This is a genomic window from Paraburkholderia sp. BR10872 (genome assembly GCF_040965835.1).
Lineage (GTDB): Bacteria > Pseudomonadota > Gammaproteobacteria > Burkholderiales > Burkholderiaceae > Paraburkholderia > Paraburkholderia nodosa_A.
On sequence record NZ_JBFRCN010000044.1, the window covers coordinates 12886 to 29619 of the forward strand.

15 protein-coding genes are annotated in these 16734 nt (G+C 64.7%); 10 read left to right on the top strand and 5 right to left on the bottom strand.

Going from position 1 to position 16734, the window contains the following annotated elements:
- Positions 1-51 precede the first annotated feature (51 nt).
- From AB4Y43_RS28590 to AB4Y43_RS28625, 8 genes are all read left to right on the top strand, one after another.
- On the top strand, positions 52-696 hold the full coding sequence (locus AB4Y43_RS28590; RefSeq protein WP_368729334.1) for a diguanylate cyclase: 645 nt from the start codon (positions 52-54) through the stop codon (positions 694-696).
- Positions 697-864: 168 nt separating this feature from the next.
- Positions 865-1182 carry a co-chaperone GroES gene (gene groES / locus AB4Y43_RS28595; protein ID WP_069263488.1) on the top strand — a complete coding sequence of 106 codons (318 nt, stop codon included), beginning with the start codon at positions 865-867 and terminating at the stop codon, positions 1180-1182.
- A 75-nt stretch (positions 1183-1257) separates the two neighbouring features.
- A complete protein-coding gene (gene groL / locus AB4Y43_RS28600) occupies positions 1258-2880 on the top strand; it encodes a chaperonin GroEL (protein ID WP_368729335.1) in 1623 nt (540 codons plus the stop codon).
- 111 nt (positions 2881-2991) lie between these two features.
- Positions 2992-3252, top strand: coding sequence for a hypothetical protein (locus AB4Y43_RS28605; protein WP_069263040.1), 261 nt, complete (start codon positions 2992-2994; stop codon positions 3250-3252).
- 291 nt (positions 3253-3543) lie between these two features.
- A complete protein-coding gene (locus AB4Y43_RS28610) occupies positions 3544-4485 on the top strand; it encodes a LysR family transcriptional regulator (RefSeq protein WP_069263039.1) in 942 nt (313 codons plus the stop codon).
- Positions 4486-4558: 73 nt separating this feature from the next.
- On the top strand, positions 4559-5968 hold the full coding sequence (tcuA, locus tag AB4Y43_RS28615; RefSeq protein ID WP_368729336.1) for an FAD-dependent tricarballylate dehydrogenase TcuA: 1410 nt from the start codon (positions 4559-4561) through the stop codon (positions 5966-5968).
- 43 nt (positions 5969-6011) lie between these two features.
- The gene (gene tcuB, locus AB4Y43_RS28620; RefSeq protein WP_256094609.1) at positions 6012-7169 is read left to right on the top strand and encodes a tricarballylate utilization 4Fe-4S protein TcuB; all 1158 of its coding nucleotides are present in this window, start codon (positions 6012-6014) and stop codon (positions 7167-7169) included.
- A 68-nt stretch (positions 7170-7237) separates the two neighbouring features.
- Complete coding sequence (locus AB4Y43_RS28625; protein ID WP_368729337.1) at positions 7238-8554, top strand: MFS transporter; 1317 nt, start codon at positions 7238-7240, stop codon at positions 8552-8554.
- A 241-nt stretch (positions 8555-8795) separates the two neighbouring features.
- On the opposite strand, the gene AB4Y43_RS28630 is transcribed toward AB4Y43_RS28625, so the two are convergent.
- Positions 8796-9749 (bottom strand): LysR family transcriptional regulator, encoded by a 954-nt coding sequence (locus tag AB4Y43_RS28630; protein ID WP_368618352.1) that lies wholly within the window; start codon positions 9747-9749, stop codon positions 8796-8798.
- 101 nt (positions 9750-9850) lie between these two features.
- Between AB4Y43_RS28630 and AB4Y43_RS28635 the strand changes: the two genes are divergently transcribed.
- The gene (locus AB4Y43_RS28635) at positions 9851-11272 is read left to right on the top strand and encodes an aldehyde dehydrogenase family protein (protein WP_368729338.1); all 1422 of its coding nucleotides are present in this window, start codon (positions 9851-9853) and stop codon (positions 11270-11272) included.
- An 84-nt stretch (positions 11273-11356) separates the two neighbouring features.
- Here AB4Y43_RS28635 and AB4Y43_RS28640 read toward each other — a convergent pair whose 3' ends face one another.
- Positions 11357-13090: a methyl-accepting chemotaxis protein gene (locus AB4Y43_RS28640; protein ID WP_368729339.1), complete on the bottom strand. Its 1734-nt coding sequence runs from the start codon at positions 13088-13090 to the stop codon at positions 11357-11359.
- 149 nt (positions 13091-13239) lie between these two features.
- Positions 13240-14145, bottom strand: a complete 906-nt coding sequence (gene bla / locus AB4Y43_RS28645; protein WP_368729340.1) for a class A beta-lactamase — start codon at positions 14143-14145, stop codon at positions 13240-13242.
- 97 nt (positions 14146-14242) lie between these two features.
- Here bla and AB4Y43_RS28650 point away from each other — a divergent pair, with 97 nt between their 5' ends.
- Entirely contained in the window at positions 14243-15121 is an 879-nt protein-coding gene (locus AB4Y43_RS28650) for a LysR family transcriptional regulator (RefSeq protein ID WP_069263031.1), read from the top strand.
- Positions 15122-15149: 28 nt separating this feature from the next.
- On the opposite strand, the gene AB4Y43_RS28655 is transcribed toward AB4Y43_RS28650, so the two are convergent.
- Positions 15150-15647, bottom strand: a complete 498-nt coding sequence (locus tag AB4Y43_RS28655) for a DUF523 domain-containing protein (RefSeq protein ID WP_342949335.1) — start codon at positions 15645-15647, stop codon at positions 15150-15152.
- Positions 15648-15683: 36 nt separating this feature from the next.
- Positions 15684-16712: a Zn-dependent oxidoreductase gene (locus tag AB4Y43_RS28660; RefSeq protein WP_368729361.1), complete on the bottom strand. Its 1029-nt coding sequence runs from the start codon at positions 16710-16712 to the stop codon at positions 15684-15686.
- Positions 16713-16734 lie beyond the last annotated feature (22 nt).

The following is a 16734-nucleotide window of genomic DNA, read 5'->3' on the forward strand; positions in this document are numbered from 1 at the left end:
CCATGGAACGGAAATTTCAAGTGGCCCTTGCAACAAGCCACGGGAGGCTTCATGGACCTTTTCGACAGACTTCGGGAACAGGCCGAAAGCGTGCGCCTGCCGCTCTTCGCGGTCACCGTCAGCGCCGCTGCGCAGGTCAATACGCCGCTCGTCGCGATACTTCACTGGCACGGTTTCCGGCGCGCGACGCCGCTCGTGCTGCCCGGTGTGGAGATACCGGCGCGGCCAGTCCCCGGCACCGCCATCCAGATTGATGCGCCCTGGCAGAGCGTGGAAGCTGTCGACGCCATGCTGCTCGACGCGGCCTGGCAGTTCGGTGCGTGGGAGGTCGAGCGCATAGTGCGGCGCGGGTGCAATACGATCGGCGCCGGCGGTGCCGAAGCGCTCGCCTGTCGCCAGGCGTTTGGCGACTACGGAAGCGACATCCCGCCCGACGGGGCACTCATTGACGGTGCGAGTGATCGCGATGGCCTGATGCGACTGGCCGCGCGACGCGGCTACGTGCGCTGGCTCTTCCGACCGGTGAAAAGTGGCGTGTGGCGGGCGCTTGATGAAGCCGACGACAGCCTCGATGCGGACGGCGGTCGGCAGCCGCCCTGCCCCGTGCAACCGCAGCCGCGCAGCGCGCACAAGCGCGCGCTCGGACGTACGGTCTACCGCCTTGGGACCGTCGGCCGTATCCTCTTGCCGCGCTGAAATATTTTGTTACATTTGCGATTCGCGCTCCCTCTTGAACCTCGAATGCAGCGCCTCTATTTCGCTTTCCGCCAGACACTGGCACGGCTGCACGGAGGCCTCCCACGCGCCTCGTTCACGCAGCCGGATTCCCTTATTGGTGATCCTTTAATCGCTCAGGAGATGGAAATGCAGATTCGTCCCCTCTACGACCGGGTTATCGTCAAGCGAATCGAAACGCAGCGGACGACGGCCTCGGGCATCGTGATTCCCGATTCAGCGGCAGAAAAACCAGAACAGGGCGAAGTCGTCGCCGTCGGCAGCGGCCGGCTGCTGCAGGATGGAACGCTGCGCGCGCTCCAGCTGAAGGTCGGTGACCAGGTTCTCTTTGGAAAGTACGCAGGCCAGACCGTCAAGGTCGATGGCGAGGAACTGCTCGTCATGCGCGAGGAGGACGTCATGGGCGTCCTCGAGGCCGACGGCAGCGCCGCCCGCAAGGCCGCCTGAACTTTCGACCGGTCGCGGACACCCGCCCGGTCGTTCGCGACGTGTCGAGTCAACGACTTTACCCGGAGCAAGAACATGAGTGCCAAAGACGTCAAATTCCATGACAGCGCCCGCGCCCGCATCGTCAAGGGCGTGAACGTGCTCGCCGATGCCGTGAAGGTCACGCTCGGACCCAAAGGCCGCAACGTGCTGATCGAGCGCAGCTTCGGCGCGCCGACCATCACGAAGGATGGCGTGTCGGTCGCGAAAGAAATCGAACTGAAGGACCGCTTCGAGAACATGGGTGCGCAGGTGGTGAAACAGGTTGCATCGAAAACCGCCGACGTGGCGGGGGACGGCACCACCACAGCCACGGTGCTTGCCCAGGCGATCGTGCAGGAAGGTATGAAACACGTCGCCGCGGGCATGAACCCGATGGATCTGAAGCGCGGCATCGACAAGGCTGTCGCCGCCGTGCTCGACGAACTGCGCAAGCTGTCCAGGCCGATTTCGACGAACCGCGAAATCGCTCAGGTCGGTTCCATCTCGGCCAACTCTGACGAGGCAATCGGGAAAATCATTGCTGACGCGATGGAGAGAGTCGGCAAGGAAGGCGTAATCACGGTCGAGGACGGCAAGTCACTCGAGAACGAACTCGACGTGGTCGAAGGCATGCAGTTCGACCGCGGCTACGTGAGCCCCTACTTCATCAACGATCCCGACAGGCAGGCCGCATATCTCGATGACGCGCTGATCCTGCTGCACGACAAGAAGATCTCGAATATCCGGGACCTGCTCCCGGTTCTCGAAGCGACGTCCAAGGCAGGCAAGCCCCTGCTGATCGTCGCGGAGGACATTGACGGTGAAGCACTGGCCACGCTTGTGGTCAACGCGATGCGCGGCATCCTGAAGGTCGCCGCCGTCAAGGCGCCCGGCTTCGGCGATCGTCGCAAGGCGATGCTCGAGGACATCGCCATCCTCACGGGTGCGACCGTCATCTCGGAAGAAACCGGCAAGCAGCTGCAGAAGGCCACGCTCGAAGATCTCGGATCAGCAAAACGCGTCGAGGTCCGCAAGGACGACACCATCATCATCGATGGCGCCGGTGACGAAAAGCGCATCGAGGCGCGCGTGCACTCGATCCGCAGGCAGATCGAGGAAGCGACGAGCGATTACGACCGCGAAAAGCTACAGGAGCGCGTCGCGAAGCTCGCGGGCGGCGTGGCCGTGATCAAGGTCGGCGCGGCCACCGAGGTCGAGATGAAGGAGAAGAAGGACCGCGTCGACGACGCGCTGCACGCCACGCGTGCGGCGGTCGACGAAGGCATCGTGCCGGGTGGTGGCGTCGCGCTCGTGCGTGCGCGTTCGGCCGTGACGAGCCTGAAAGGCGTCAACAGTGATCAGGACGCCGGCATTCAGATCGTGCTGCGCGCACTCGAAGCGCCCATGCGCGTGATCGCCTCGAATGCGGGCGATGAGCCTTCGGTGGTCATCGCGAAGGTGCTCGAAGGCAAGGGCAATTTCGGCTACGACGCGGCCACCGGCGAATACGGCGATCTTGTCGAGGCGGGCGTAGTCGATCCGACGAAAGTCACGCGCACGGCTCTGCAGAATGCGGCATCGATTGCAGGGCTCATCCTGACGACGGATGCAACGGTGGCCGAAGCGCCGAAGGACGAGAAGCCGGCGCAGGCGAGCGCGCCGGAACTGGAGTACTGACCGCATCGGTTCCGCTCTGCACCGGTCATCAAGCCCGGCCGGTGCATTTCTTCGGCATCGTTCTTCCTGTCTTCGCGGGAGCGGTGCCGCTTTTTTTGCACCATAACCGTCATGAAACTCGAACTTCATATTGACTCAAGACCGCTCGACGTCGAGATCGATGATGTCGTGGCGGGGCTACTCGCCGTGCGGCTCAATCTGCCTGACGGCGAGGACCATCGCGACGCCCTCGCGCGCTATCTGAGCGAGAAGGGGAAACCCTGGATCCTGGACGAAGAGCATATGCGCAGGCGCATCCTTCGGCGGCTGATTCTGGAGATTGCCGACCCGGCGCTCGTAATCCGCCATCTGATGGCAGACGATTCACCGTGAGCAGACAGCCGAAATAATAGGCTTTCCGCACGCGACTCTATTCGCATTCCTGCATGAAATCCGACGATAAGCGAGCGCGCGCCTGCTCATCAACGAGGCTTCCTCCCGGCGTGCCCGATCTCTGCCTCGATCAGACGGGAACCCCACTCGATCGCGACGCCGGGCCCGATTCATGATGAAATGGCAAGTGGCGAACCTGTTACGTTAGCCGCGCTTATGGGCATCGAGCAGCGGAAACTAACTGGATGCGCGCGAACCGGTTCTCCGGGACCGCATACTCTGAGACTTTCGATGGAACTTCGGCAGTTGCGATATTTTGTCAGCGTCGTCGAACACGGCAGCATGGGCAAGGCCGCGCTCGAGCTAGGCATCGTCACGTCGGCGCTCAGCCAGCAGATCAGCAGGCTGGAAAGCGAACTCTCGACGCGCCTGCTACAGCGAACTTCGAGCGGCGTCGTTCCCACCGACGCGGGACTCGCCTTCTGGCGCCAGGCGCAACTCGCGCTGCGCCACGTCGACGATGCCGCACTGGCCGCGCGCCAGGCTCGCCTCTCGGGCCATGTCAGCGTGGGCCTCGCGCCGAGCACGACAGGCGTGCTCGGTCTCGCGTTCATGCAGGCAATGCGCGAGCGGTATCCCGACGTGCGGCTGCGCATGGTCGAAAGCCTCTCCGGTTATCTCGGCGCGATGCTCGGCGCCCGGCAAATCGATCTCGCGATTCTGTTTCGTGAAGAGCCCGCGCAGCGCTGGAGCGTCATGCCCTTGCTCGATGAACGGCTGTTCGTAATAGGCGCGTCGACGCTGCAAGGCATGCCCGCAAGATCGCGCACGTCGATTGCGAAACTGGGCCCCCTGCCGCTGATCCTGCCGAGCGGCACACACGGCCTTCGCGCACTGCTCGACGCCGCATTCAAGCGCGCTGGCTACACCCCGCGCATCGCCGCCGAAGTCGACGGCCTCGCCATGCTCATGGACGCCGTGCGCGGTGGACTCGGCGCGACGATTCAGCCCGGAGCGGCGCTCGCACGCGCAGAAAACGCTTCACTGGCGAGCGTGCCGCTCGTCGAGGCATACGCGACAAGACCGAACCTGATTGCGAGCGTCTCGGACGACGAACTTTCTCCCGCGGGGCTTGCCGCGCGCGTCGTACTCGCCGATGTCGCGCGCGATACCGTCCTGGCAGGCCGCTGGCCCGGCGCAACGCTGCGCCAACCCGCCCTTCACGAATCCTGAAGACCCCTTGCCGTCTCCCTGATGGCCGCGCCGGACGGAGCTTCTTATAGTTGTCTCAAAGGAGACAACCCAGATGGTGGACGTTCTTGTAATCGGCGGAGGCAATGCCGCGCTGTGTGCCGCTTTGATGGCGCGAGAAGCCGGCGCCTCCGTCCTGCTTCTCGAATCGGCACCGCGCGAATGGCGCGGCGGAAATTCCCAGCACACTCGCAATCTGCGCTGCATGCACGATGCGCCGCAAGACGTGCTGGTCGATGCTTATCCGGAAGAGGAATATTGGCAAGACTTGCTCAAGGTGACCGGCGGCATCACGAATGAGGCGCTCGCGCGGCTCGTGATCCGGGCATCGTCGACATGCCGTCCGTGGATGCGCAAGCACGGCGTGCGCTTTCAGCCGCCGCTTTCCGGGGCCCTGCACGTCGCGCGGACCAATGCGTTCTTCATGGGCGGCGGCAAAGCGCTCGTGAACGCCTACTACCGCAGCGCCGAAGCGATCGGGGTCCAGATCCGCTACGACACGCCTGTCGACGCAATCGAACTCGACGCAGGCCGCTTCGTCGCGGCGCGCAGCGGCGTGCAACGTTTCGAGGCGCGCGCCTGCGTGCTCGCGGCCGGCGGATTCGAATCGAATCGCGAGTGGCTGCGAGAAGCGTGGGGGCAAAACGAGCGCGGCGAATGGCCCGCCGACAACTTTCTCATTCGCGGCACGCGCTTCAATCAGGGCCTGCTGCTCAAGCACATGATCGAAGCAGGGGCGGATGCGATTGGCGATCCGTCGCAGTCGCACTGCGTCGCCATCGACGCCCGCGCGCCGCTCTATGATGGCGGCATCTGCACGCGTATCGACTGCGTGTCGCTCGGCGTAGTCGTCAATCGCGACGCGCAGCGTTTTTACGACGAGGGCGAAGACTTCTGGCCGAAGCGCTATGCGATCTGGGGACGGCTCGTCGCGCAGCAGCCGGGCCAGATCGGCTATTCGATCATCGACGCGAAGGCCGTCGGGCGGTTCATGCCTCCGGTGTTCCCGGGCGCGAAAGCCGCTTCGCTGAGCGAACTGGCGCGTCAACTGCATTTGCCCGAAGCGGCCTTCGTCGAGACGATTCGCGCCTACAACGCCGCGTGCCGCGACGGTACCTTCGATCACACGGCACTCGATGACTGCCGCACCGAAGGCCTCACGCCAGCGAAAACCCACTGGGCGCGGCCCATTGATACCCCTCCCTTCTTCGGCTATGCATTGCGGCCGGGCATCACGTTCACGTACCTGGGACTCGAGGTGAATGACCACGCGCAGGTGCATTTCGGCGGACGCCCCAGCGACAACCTTTTCGTTGCAGGAGAAATGATGGCCGGCAACGTGCTCGGCAAGGGTTATACCGCGGGCGTCGGCATGTCGATCGGCACCGCGTTCGGACGCATTGCCGGCACACAGGCTGCGATGGCTGCTGCTCATTACACTGGAGTTCAACGTGCAAAAGCTTGAAGCGCTTGCCCGCGAGGCGCGGGAACTCGCCTCGCCTTCCGTCATCACCGGCTACACGGCCACGAGCGAGCCCGCGGCGCGGACAATCCGCGTGCTCCCGCTCACGCAAAATGAAGCGGAAGTCGCACGGCAGATGCAGATCTGCAACGCGTGCCGTTACTGCGAAGGATTCTGCGCGGTCTTTCCCGCGATGACACGGCGCCTCGAATTCGCCAAGGCAGACGTCAATTATCTCGCCAACCTGTGCCACAACTGCGGCGCGTGCTATCACGCATGCCAGTATGCGCCGCCACATGAGTTCGCCGTGAACGTGCCGAAGGCGATGGCCGAAGTCCGTGTCGAAACCTATGCGGAGTATGCGTGGCCCGCACCGATGGGCGCACTCTACAAGCGCAACGGATTGACCGTCGCGCTTGCACTCGCGATCGGACTCGCCCTCTTTCTGATGCTTGGCATCGGGTTCAGGGGTTCGCTGTTCGCAGGCAATCTGGGCGGCAATTTCTATGCGATTTTCCCGCATAACCTGCTCGCGGCGATGTTCGGTTCGGTCTTCGGCTTCGCGATCCTCGCGCTCGGCGTCGGCGTGTCGAGATTCTGGCGTGACGTGTCTGCGGGACCGGCCAGCGCGCCGGCCATCGCCGAGGCCGCGAAGCACACGCTTACCCTGACGTATCTCGACGGAGGCCATGGCGACGGCTGCAACGAGTCGAATGACGCCTTTACGCTCGCACGCCGGCGTTTCCATCATTTGACCTTCTATGGATTCATGCTGTGCTTCGCGGCTACGGCGGTGGCCACCTTCTATCACTATGCGCTCAATCTGCACGCGCCTTACCCGGTCCTGAGTCTGCCCGTGATGCTCGGCACAGCGGGTGGTGCCGGTTTGCTCGTCGGGCCGGCGGGCCTGCTCTGGCTCAATCTGCGCCGCGACCCGAGCCGGGGCGATCCGAAGCAGCGCCCGATGGACCGTGGATTCATCGCGCTGCTGCTCTTGACCAGCGTTTCGGGTCTCGCGCTCCTCGCGTGGCGCGACACCGCCGCGATGGCGTGGCTCCTGGCCCTCCACCTCGGCGTCGTGATGGCACTCTTCGCCACGCTGCCTTACGGCAAATTCGCCCACGGAATCTATCGCTGTGCGGCGCTTCTCAAGTCATCGATCGAAAAACGACAGGCCAGCCGCCTGCAACCCGGCTCGGACTAACGGCGGTCCTCGAGGCAATACCTTCGACGGGCGGCCGCACTCACATAACACATCCATGGAGACAACTCATGCATCCCTCATCGCTCAACGCCGGGGATAGCGCGCATGGCCGAACGTCGAAGTTTGGCGCAGTGCTGCGCGTGACCAGCGGCAATTTTCTGGAGCAGTTCGACTTCTTTCTTTTCGGCTTCTATGCGACTTACATCTCGCGCATCTTCTTTCCGTCCACGAGCGAGTTCGCCTCGCTGATGCTCACCTTCGCCGTGTTCGGCGCGGGCTTCCTGATGCGCCCGCTGGGCGCGATCATATTGGGCGCATACATCGATGAAGTGGGGCGCCGCAAAGGGTTGATCGTCACACTGTCGATCATGGCGAGCGGAACGATCCTGATCGCGTGCGTCCCCGGATATGCGACGATCGGATTTCTGGCACCCGCTCTCGTGCTGCTCGGGCGCCTGCTGCAAGGCTTTTCCGCTGGCGCCGAGCTGGGCGGCGTCTCTGTCTATCTGGCGGAAATGGCGACGCCGGGGCACAAGGGCTTCTATACGAGTTGGCAGTCCGCGAGCCAGCAGGTCGCAATCGTGGTCGCAGCCGCTCTCGGCTATCTGCTCAACCATCTGATGACGGCCAGTGAAATCGGCGCATGGGGATGGCGCGTTCCCTTCTTCGTCGGTTGCGCTATCGTGCCGGTTATCTTTCTGTTGCGACGCACGCTGCAGGAAACCGACGAGTTCAAGGCGCGCACGCACCATCCGCGCGCACGCGAAGTGTTCGCCACGATGCTGCAAAACTGGCGGACGGTGCTCGCGGGCATGATGCTGGTCGCCATGACGACTACCACGTTCTACCTCATCACGGTCTACACGCCGACCTTCGGCAAAGCCGTTCTGAAGCTCACTACCGCAGACAGCCTGATCGTCACGCTTTGCGTGGGCCTCTCGAACTTCTTCTGGCTGCCCGTTGGTGGAGCGCTCTCGGATCGCATCGGCCACAGGCCGATTCTTATCGCCATCACCGCGCTCGCTATCTGCACGTCGTATCCGGCGCTCTCCTGGCTGTCATCGGCGCCGAGCTTTGCTCGCATGCTCGTCGTGCTGCTGTGGCTCTCGTTCTTCTTCGGCATGTACAACGGCGCGATGGTTGCAGCACTCACTGAAGTCATGCCCGCCGAGGTCCGCGTGGCCGGTTTCTCGCTCGCCTTCAGTCTCGCCACCGCGGTTTTTGGTGGTTTCACGCCCGCCGTATCGACGTATCTCATCGAGATTACCGGCGACAAGGCCGCGCCGGGATACTGGCTCAGTTTCGCCGCCGCGTGCGGACTCGTCGCGACTCTCGTGCTGTATCGCCGGGGCGGCGCAGCCGGGCGGTTCGCATCGCTCGCCTGAACGCTACGCCTGCGCCAGCCACCGCAAGCGAGGCCACCGCGGTGTCCCTTTGCCGTGTCGGCATTGAGAAACCTTGAATGATGACGTTCGCGGTCTTCGTGCGCGCGGTTCGATTCGTGATGTCCGTTTCCATGCGTCTCTCCATCGTGGAGAGGTCGGTATTGCGTTCGGACCGTACGCAACGGAAACGGGAATCCACGATAGTCGCGATCGGAACCGGCGATGATCGCGTGCGCCACGATCAACCCTTGGTGGCAGCCCCGCGCCGGCTCTTTTTCGCGGGCGCGGCAGCACGCTTACGCACGGCGTCGGCGTGTGCGCGAATCGTCTCGATCAGCGCGCGCAACCCCGCCGGCGCGTGCCGCCGCCCGGTGTAATAGAGGCACAGCCCGTCGAGCGGCGGCGTCCAGTCCTCCAGCACGCGCACCAGCGTGCCCGCCGCCAGGTCCGCATTCACGTTCCATTCGGTCAAATATGCAAGGCCGAGTCCATCGCGCGCGGCCGCGAGCATGAGACCGGGCTCGTCGAGCGTCAACGTGCCCTCCACGTCCACGCGCACGGCTTGCCCGCGCCGCTCGAACTCCCACTGGTAGATTTGCCCGCTCGGCATGCGACTGCGTATGCAGCGATGCGCCTTCAGATCGGCTGGCGTACGCGGCGGCTTGTGCTTCGCAAAGTACTCCGGACTGCCAACCACTGCGAAACGCTGACGGTCGCCGAAGGGCACGGCGATCATGTCCTGCGGCACCGTTTCGGCGAGACGAACGCCGGCGTCGTAGCCTTCGACCACGATGTCGATGAGCCGCCCTTCCGTAACGAGATCGAGCTTCATCTCGGGATAGCGCTGCAAATAAGCGATGAAAACGGGCATCACCTGCTTCGCCGCGCCTACCGAAGCGTTGATGCGCAATGTGCCGGAGGGCGTGTCGCGAAAGCTCCCGGCCTGGTCGAGCGCCTCGCGGATCGTGGACAACGCGGGCGCGACGCTGCCCACGAACTGCGCGCCTGCTTCCGTCAACGCCACGCTGCGCGTCGTGCGGTTGAAGAGCCGCACGCCGATGCGTGCTTCGAGCGCCGCCACCGCGTGGCTGAGCGCCGAAGTCGACACGCTCAGTTCGTCTGCCGCCGCGCGGAAACTGCGATGGCGCGCCACGGCCAGCACGGCTTCGAGTTCCACCAGGCCCGATGTTTTCATTGTCCCAAATCGCTCAACAGGTCATGCTTTATTGTACGGCTAGTCAACGCAATGCAAGGCGTCTATCTTGCGTTCATCGACTCACGTTTTCTGGAACAGCCATGCAGATCATCGACAAAATCTATATCGACGGCGCGTTCGTCACGCCGCACGGCGAGGAACACTTCGACCTCTTCAACCCCGCGACCGAGACGGTGATCGGCCGCGTGCGCCTCGCCGACGCGGCGGACGCTGACGCGGCGATCGCCGCCGCGAAGCGCGCGTTCCCGGCGTTTTCGCGCACGCCGAAGGCGCAGCGCATCGAGATGCTGATGGCGCTGCACGAGGCCGTCGTCGCGAGCGAGGACGCGCTCTTCGAAGCGATTGTGCAGGAGTACGGCGCACCGGTCTCGCGCGGCCGCTGGATGGCGCAGCACGCCTCCAACGTGCTGCGCGACGCCGCGCAGACGCTGGAAAGCTACACATTCACGCGGCGCGCAGGCACGGCTGAGGTCACCATGCAGCCGCTTGGCGTAGCGGGGCTGATCACGCCGTGGAACAGCGACGCGGGCTTCATCTGCGGCAAGCTGGCAGCCGCGCTCGCGGCGGGCTGCACGGCCGTCATCAAGCCGAGCGAGATGAGCGCGATCCAGACGCGCATCGTGACCGAGGCGCTGCATTCGGCGGGCTTGCCTGCGGGCGTCCTCAACATCGTCACGGGCCACGGCGACACCGTGGGCGCGCGCATCGCCGGGCATCCCGACGTCGCCAAGATCTCGTTCACGGGCTCGACCGCAGTGGGCAGGTCGATCCTGCGCACGGCAGCGGAAACGCTCAAGCGCGTGACGCTCGAACTGGGCGGCAAGTCGCCGGTCATCGTGCTCGACGACGCCAATTTCGACGTAGCCGTGCCGCTCGCGCTGCAGGCCGGCTTCATGAACAGCGGGCAAGCATGCATTGCGGGCGCGCGCATTCTCGTGCCGCAGTCGCGGCTCGTCGAATTCGAAGCGCGTGTCGTGGAAGCCGTCGTGCAGATTCAAGCGGGCGATCCGCGCGACACGCGCACGAGCGTCGGCCCGATGGTGAGCCAGAAGCAATGGGAACGCGTGCAGCGCTATATCGGCATCGGCATCGACGAAGGCGCACGCCTGATTGCGGGCGGCGCGGGGCGGCCCGAAGGTATCGAGTCGGGCTGGTTCGTGCGTCCCACCGTGTTCAGCGGCGTGACGAACGACATGACCATCGCGCGCGAGGAGATTTTCGGGCCGGTGCTTTCGATCATCGCGTATCGCGACATGGAGCACGCCATCGAGATCGCCAACGACACGCCCTACGGCCTGCAAGCCTACGTGCTCTCGACCGATGTCGCGCGTGCGCGCCGCGTGGCCACGCAGATCGAAGCGGGCCGCGTGCTCGTCAATACGCTCGCCCACGAGCCGGCCGCGCCGTTCGGCGGCTTCAAGCAATCGGGGATGGGGCGCGAGTACGGCGCCTTCGGGATCGAAGCGTTTCTGGAACCGAAGTCCACGCTCGGCGTGCTTTGATGCGCTGCTAGCCGCATCAAAAATGCAAACGCCCCGGTTGTGCTGCTAACCGGGGCGTTTGAACTGCGCTTTTAGCGCACTACATCAGAAGGTCTGCCAGTCGTCATCGGACGTGGCCGTTGCCGGTTCGCGGCGGTCGGCCTTCGGAGCGGACGCAGCGGGGGCACGCACGGGTGCAGGCCTGGAAGCTGCGGGACGCCTGACCGTTGCGCCCGCAACGGCCTTCGCCGCCGGCGCGATGCTCGTCGTGGCCGCACGGCCCGCCGAGCCGATGTTGAACACGGACACCAGTTCGCGCAACGCCGCTGCCTGCGAGGACATCGACTGCGCCGCCGCCGACGCTTCCTCGACGAGCGCCGCGTTCTGCTGCGTGACCTCGTCCATCTGCGTGACGGCCTGGTTGACCTGCTCGATGCCGGTGCGCTGCTCGCCCGAAGCCGCCGAAATCTCGTTCATCAGGTCGGCAACGCGCTTGACCGATTGCACGATCTCGCCCATCGTGCGGCCCGCATCGTCCACGAGCGCCGTGCCGTTGTTCACGCGCTCGACCGATACGCTGATGAGTTCCTTGATTTCGCGCGCTGCCGTCGCGCTGCGCTGCGCGAGTGTGCGCACTTCGCCGGCCACCACCGCGAACCCGCGGCCCTGTTCGCCGGCACGCGCCGCTTCCACGGCCGCGTTGAGCGCCAGGATGTTGGTCTGGAATGCGATACCCTCGATCACCGAGATGATCTGCGCGACCTGCTCGGAGCTGTTGGCGATATCGCGCATCGTATCGACCACGCGCCCTACCACTTCGCCGCCGCGCGTGGCCGTCTGCGAAGCCTGGCCCGCCAGCGTGTTGCCCTGGGTCGCGTTATCGGCGTTCTGCTTCACGGTCGCCGTGAGCTCTTCCATGCTCGCCGCCGTTTCTTCGAGCGAAGCGGCCTGCTCTTCGGTGCGCTGGCTCAGGTCGGTGTTGCCGGCCGCGATCTGCGCGGAAGCCGTCGCAATGCCTTCGCTGCCCGTGCGCACGCGGCCCACCAGGTCGACGAGCCGCTCGTTCATGTGACGCAGCGCGCCGAGCAACTGGGCCGCCTCGTCGGTGCCCACCACTTCGATGCGTGCGGTCAGATCGCCGCGCGCCACCGTTTCGGCCACGTCCACGGCCCGAGCAATCGGGCCCGTGATCGAACGCGTGATGAAGAGCGCAATCGTGGCACCGAAGCCGATGGCGATCACGATCAGCGCGATCGTCCACGCGACCGCGCTTCGGTACGCCGCCTTCGCCGCGGCGACTTCGGCGGTCGAGCCATTGTGATTGAGGGTCACGTCCTGGTTGATGAGATCCATCACGCCCGTGAACGACTTCGCCGATGCGGACGCGACCGCAGCGCGGGCATCGGGCGCTCCGCCGTCGGCGGACATGATCAAGGCCTCGATCTTCTTGTCGTCGTCCAGATATTGCGACCATGCGGTGCCGATCGAATCGGCCACGCGGCGCTCTTCGGCCGAAGAGACCAGCTTGGAATAGCTGTCGAACATCGTGCCGAATTGGCTGATCATCTGGGCGTGCTGGTCGTGCAGTGCGGCCTTCTCGCTGGCGTCGTTGGTGATCAGCATGCGCAGCGACGTGCGGCGCACGTCCTGCGCCTGATTGCGCATGTTCCCGAGCGTCTCGACGCTAGGCAGCCAATTCGTGCCGATTTCTTCCGTGCCGTCGAATATGCGCGAGGCCTGAAGGAGCCCGATGCCGCCCACCGCGCCGAGCAGGAGCAACACAATGGCAAAGCCCGCGCCGAGACGCGGACCGATCTTGATTCTGGTAAGGAATGACATGGGGACGCCGTAGTGAGAGGTCATCCCTATTGACGACATCGACGTCAAAAAATTAAGTCAATGTTGCAAATATAACAACGCGTAAGGAAGCGAACGTTGAGCGAACGATCGGTCTCTTTTCATACGATCAGGATGCCGTATCAATTGCATCAGAGATTCGCCGCCCATACTCCGACCTGCGCGATCGCCGCATCGCGCTGAACCGAACTCGCATGCGTTGCGCCGGTGAGATACGTCGTGACGAGAATAGGGGCGCGTTCCGTGGGCCAGACAATTGCCACATCGTTTGCCGTGCCACGGTCGCCGGTGCCGGTCTTGTCGCCCACGCGCCAGTCTTTCGGCAAGCCTGCGCGCAAACGCGCGTCGCCGGTCTTGTTGGCGACGAGCCATGCAATGAGCTGCTCGCGCGATGCCGCAGACAGACGCTCGCCCAGCAGCAATTCGCGCAGGTTCGCGACCATGGCGGCAGGCATGGTCGTATCGCGCGGGTCGCCGGGGATCGCTTCGTTGAGCGTGGTCTCGTTGCGATCGAGGCGCGTGACCGGGTCGCCAATGCTGCGTGCGAAGGCGGTGATCGCGGCCGGTCCGCCAATGCTTTCCAGCAACAGGTTAGCCGCCGTGTTGTCGCTGCGCGTGAGCGCGGCTTCGCACAGTTCGGCCACCGTCATGCCCTCACTACCCGCGCGCGGTCCGCTCACCGGCGAATACGACACGACTTGCGCAGGCGAATACACGATTTTGCGCGCGAAGTCTTCCTTGCCGTGATCCTTGCGCGTGAGCACGGCCGATGCGAGCAACACCTTGAACGTGCTGCACATCGGAAAGCGCTCGTGCATGCGCCATCCGCGCACGTGCCCGTTTGCCGTATCGAGCATCGCCACGCCGAGCCGCCCGCCTGCCTGCGCCTCGATGGCGGCGAGCTGCTTTTCCACTGCGCCAGCGGGCGCCGCGCCCGCTTCCGGCGCTTGTCCCGCCGTGGCGCCGAACGCGTGAGATGCAACGCCAGCTATCGCACTGCCCAACACTGTCATCGTGAATCGACGTCGCGTGATCATGGCCTCTCCCTGAAGTGCCGCCACTATCGCGCGTTCTCGCCAGGGTGACAAACGATGATAAATTGCGCGTTGCCCCAGAAAAACTTATGACTCGATCATGCGAACGTATCTGCCCCTCAATGCCCTGCGTGCCTTCGAAACGTCGGCGCGGCACCTGAGCTTCACACGCGCGGCGAGCGAGCTGAACGTCACTCAGGCGGCCGTGAGCCAGCAAGTCCGCACGCTCGAGGAGCGGCTTGGTGCGACCCTCTTCAAGCGCCTGCCGCGCGGCCTTGCGATCACCGACGAAGGTCTCGCGCTGCGCCCCGTGCTCACCGATGCGTTCGACCGGATCGAAGCCGTATTGCGGCAATTCGAGGGCGGCCACTTTCACGAGGTGCTGACCGTGGGGGCCGTGGGCACCTTCGCGGTGGGCTGGTTGATGCCGCGCCTGAAGTCGTTTCACGACGCGCATCCGTTCGTCGAGCTGCGCATCATGACGAACAACAATCTCGTCGATCTCGCGGGAGAAGGTCTCGACTTCGCCATCCGGTTCGGCGACGGCACCTGGCCCGGTTCGCGCGCCGCGAAGCTGTTCGACGCGCCGCTCGCCGCGCTCTGCACGCCCGATATCGCGCAGCGTCTGCAAAGCCCTGCCGATCTCGCCAACGAAAAACTGCTGCGCTCGTATCGCGCCGACGACTGGACGCTCTGGTTCGAAGCCGCCGGGCTCGCCCCGCGTCCGGTGCGCGGGCCCGTATTCGATTCGTCGCGGCTCATGGTGGAAGCGGCAATGCAGGGCGCGGGCATCGCGCTCGCCCCGGTTTCGATGTTCGAGCGCGATCTCGCGGCGGGCAGGCTCGTGCGGCCCTTCGATATCGAGGTGCAGGCCGGCAGCTACTGGCTCACGTCGCAAAAGGGGAAAACGGCGACGCCCGCCATGCGCGCGTTCAAACAATGGATCGTGAGGGAAGCCGGCAGCGGCGAGGAAGCGTGATTGCGCGGTAATCGCCGTAGTTACGGCGCTACGCGCTGGCCTGCGTGAGCCGCGCGTGAAGCGCTTCGATTTCCGTTTCGGCAAAGACCTCGATGCCGTGCTCGCGCAGCAACGCAGTCGTCACCCCTGCGCCCGCATGCTTGCGGCCCGCAAAGCTGCCGTCGTAAATGGCACGGCTGCCGCACGAAGGGCTGCCATCGGTCAGCAACGCATAGCGGCAGTCGTGGGCTAACGCCAGTTCGAGCGCGACGCGGGCACCTTCGACGAAATACGCGGAGACGTCCTCGCCGCGCACGTCGATCACGTGTGCGATCCCCGCCAGCACCGCGGCGCCCGAAGCGGCGTTTGCGATCTCCGCAGGCGGCCTCGGCACGCCGAACCCGCCTGAAACTTCCGGGCATACGGGCACGAGCCGCCCCTCGCGCTGCCACTGCTCCATCAATGCATGCGCAACGGTTTTCGCCGAGCCGTCGTATCGAACCGGATGGCCAAGCAGGCAAGCGCTAACGAGTATTCGGGGGAGCATGCGCGAAGAGATTCTGTTGCACGAATGTCCCGCATTTTACGCGCCGAAGTCGAGCAACACCTTGCAAGTTTCGCGCGGATTGTGCTCCGCCAGTTCGAACGCGCTGCTCACCTCGCGAAAATCCACCTTGTGCGTGATGATCGATTCCGGTGTGACGAGCCCGCGCTCGAGCCAGTCGATCACGGTCGGGAACATCGCGCAGTTCAGGCGCGAGGCGCACAACGTGAGTTCCTTTTTCGTCAGCTCCTGCTGCGCGATGGCCGAAGGCGTCGACGAAAAGCCGAGCAACCCGATACGTCCCGCAGGCGCCGAGAGCCGCACCGCTTCTTCGAGGATGGTCGGATGGCCCACCGCGTCGAAGATCAGCGTGGGGCCGTCTTCCACGCCGCGCGTGCGCAGCGCGTCGGCGAGCGGCTCGTTGCGCGTGTTGATCGTTTCGTCGGCCTGCGCCCCGCAATTGCGTGCGAGTTCGAGCCGCTCGTCGAGCTGATCCGTAATGAAGGCACGCACGCCGTACACGCGCTTGAGCACCTGGAGGATCGTCAGGCCGACGGTGCCCGCGCCGTAGATCAACGCAACGTCGCTGGCCAGCACACCGGTGCGCGCTGTAACGTTCGCCGCCACGGCGAACGGCTCGACAATCGCCGCGCACGATTGCGCAATGCGCTCGGGAATGCGGTACGCGTTGCGCGCGGGCGCACACACATACTGGCTGAAACCGCCGTCGCGATGCACGCCCAGCACGACGAGATTGCGGCACACGTTCTGCCGCCCGATCTGGCATGCGTGGCAACGCCCGCAGCTGATGACGGGATCGACGGCCACGAGTTCGCCCACGCGCGCGGCATCGACACCGTCGCCCACGGACTCGATGCGGCCCACGAACTCATGGCCGATGATTCGCGGATACGACACGAACGGATTGTGCCCGCGATAGATGTGCAGGTCCGAGCCGCAGATGCCCGCATAACGCACCCGCACGCGCACTTCTCCCGCTGCGGGCGTGGGCGTGGGCATCTCGCGCACGGCGAGGCTGTTCGGTTGATCGACTACGACGCTCAACATAGTGGACGCTTCCATGAATATT

Excerpts from the sequence above, each read along its gene's own strand:
- groES (WP_069263488.1), top strand. The coding sequence starts at position 865 with ATGCAGATTCGTCCCCTCTACGACCGGGTTATCGTCAAGCGAATCGAA.
- AB4Y43_RS28640 (WP_368729339.1), bottom strand. The coding sequence starts at position 13,090 with ATGTCATTCCTTACCAGAATCAAGATCGGTCCGCGTCTCGGCGCGGGC.
- AB4Y43_RS28650 (WP_069263031.1), top strand. The coding sequence starts at position 14,243 with ATGCGAACGTATCTGCCCCTCAATGCCCTGCGTGCCTTCGAAACGTCG.
- AB4Y43_RS28625 (WP_368729337.1), top strand. The coding sequence starts at position 7,238 with ATGCATCCCTCATCGCTCAACGCCGGGGATAGCGCGCATGGCCGAACG.
- bla (WP_368729340.1), bottom strand. The coding sequence starts at position 14,145 with ATGATCACGCGACGTCGATTCACGATGACAGTGTTGGGCAGTGCGATA.
- tcuA (WP_368729336.1), top strand. The coding sequence starts at position 4,559 with ATGGTGGACGTTCTTGTAATCGGCGGAGGCAATGCCGCGCTGTGTGCC.
- AB4Y43_RS28610 (WP_069263039.1), top strand. The coding sequence starts at position 3,544 with ATGGAACTTCGGCAGTTGCGATATTTTGTCAGCGTCGTCGAACACGGC.
- AB4Y43_RS28630 (WP_368618352.1), bottom strand. The coding sequence starts at position 9,749 with ATGAAAACATCGGGCCTGGTGGAACTCGAAGCCGTGCTGGCCGTGGCG.
- AB4Y43_RS28605 (WP_069263040.1), top strand. The coding sequence starts at position 2,992 with ATGAAACTCGAACTTCATATTGACTCAAGACCGCTCGACGTCGAGATC.
- AB4Y43_RS28590 (WP_368729334.1), top strand. The coding sequence starts at position 52 with ATGGACCTTTTCGACAGACTTCGGGAACAGGCCGAAAGCGTGCGCCTG.
- groL (WP_368729335.1), top strand. The coding sequence starts at position 1,258 with ATGAGTGCCAAAGACGTCAAATTCCATGACAGCGCCCGCGCCCGCATC.
- AB4Y43_RS28635 (WP_368729338.1), top strand. The coding sequence starts at position 9,851 with ATGCAGATCATCGACAAAATCTATATCGACGGCGCGTTCGTCACGCCG.
- AB4Y43_RS28660 (WP_368729361.1), bottom strand. The coding sequence starts at position 16,712 with ATGTTGAGCGTCGTAGTCGATCAACCGAACAGCCTCGCCGTGCGCGAG.
- AB4Y43_RS28655 (WP_342949335.1), bottom strand. The coding sequence starts at position 15,647 with ATGCTCCCCCGAATACTCGTTAGCGCTTGCCTGCTTGGCCATCCGGTT.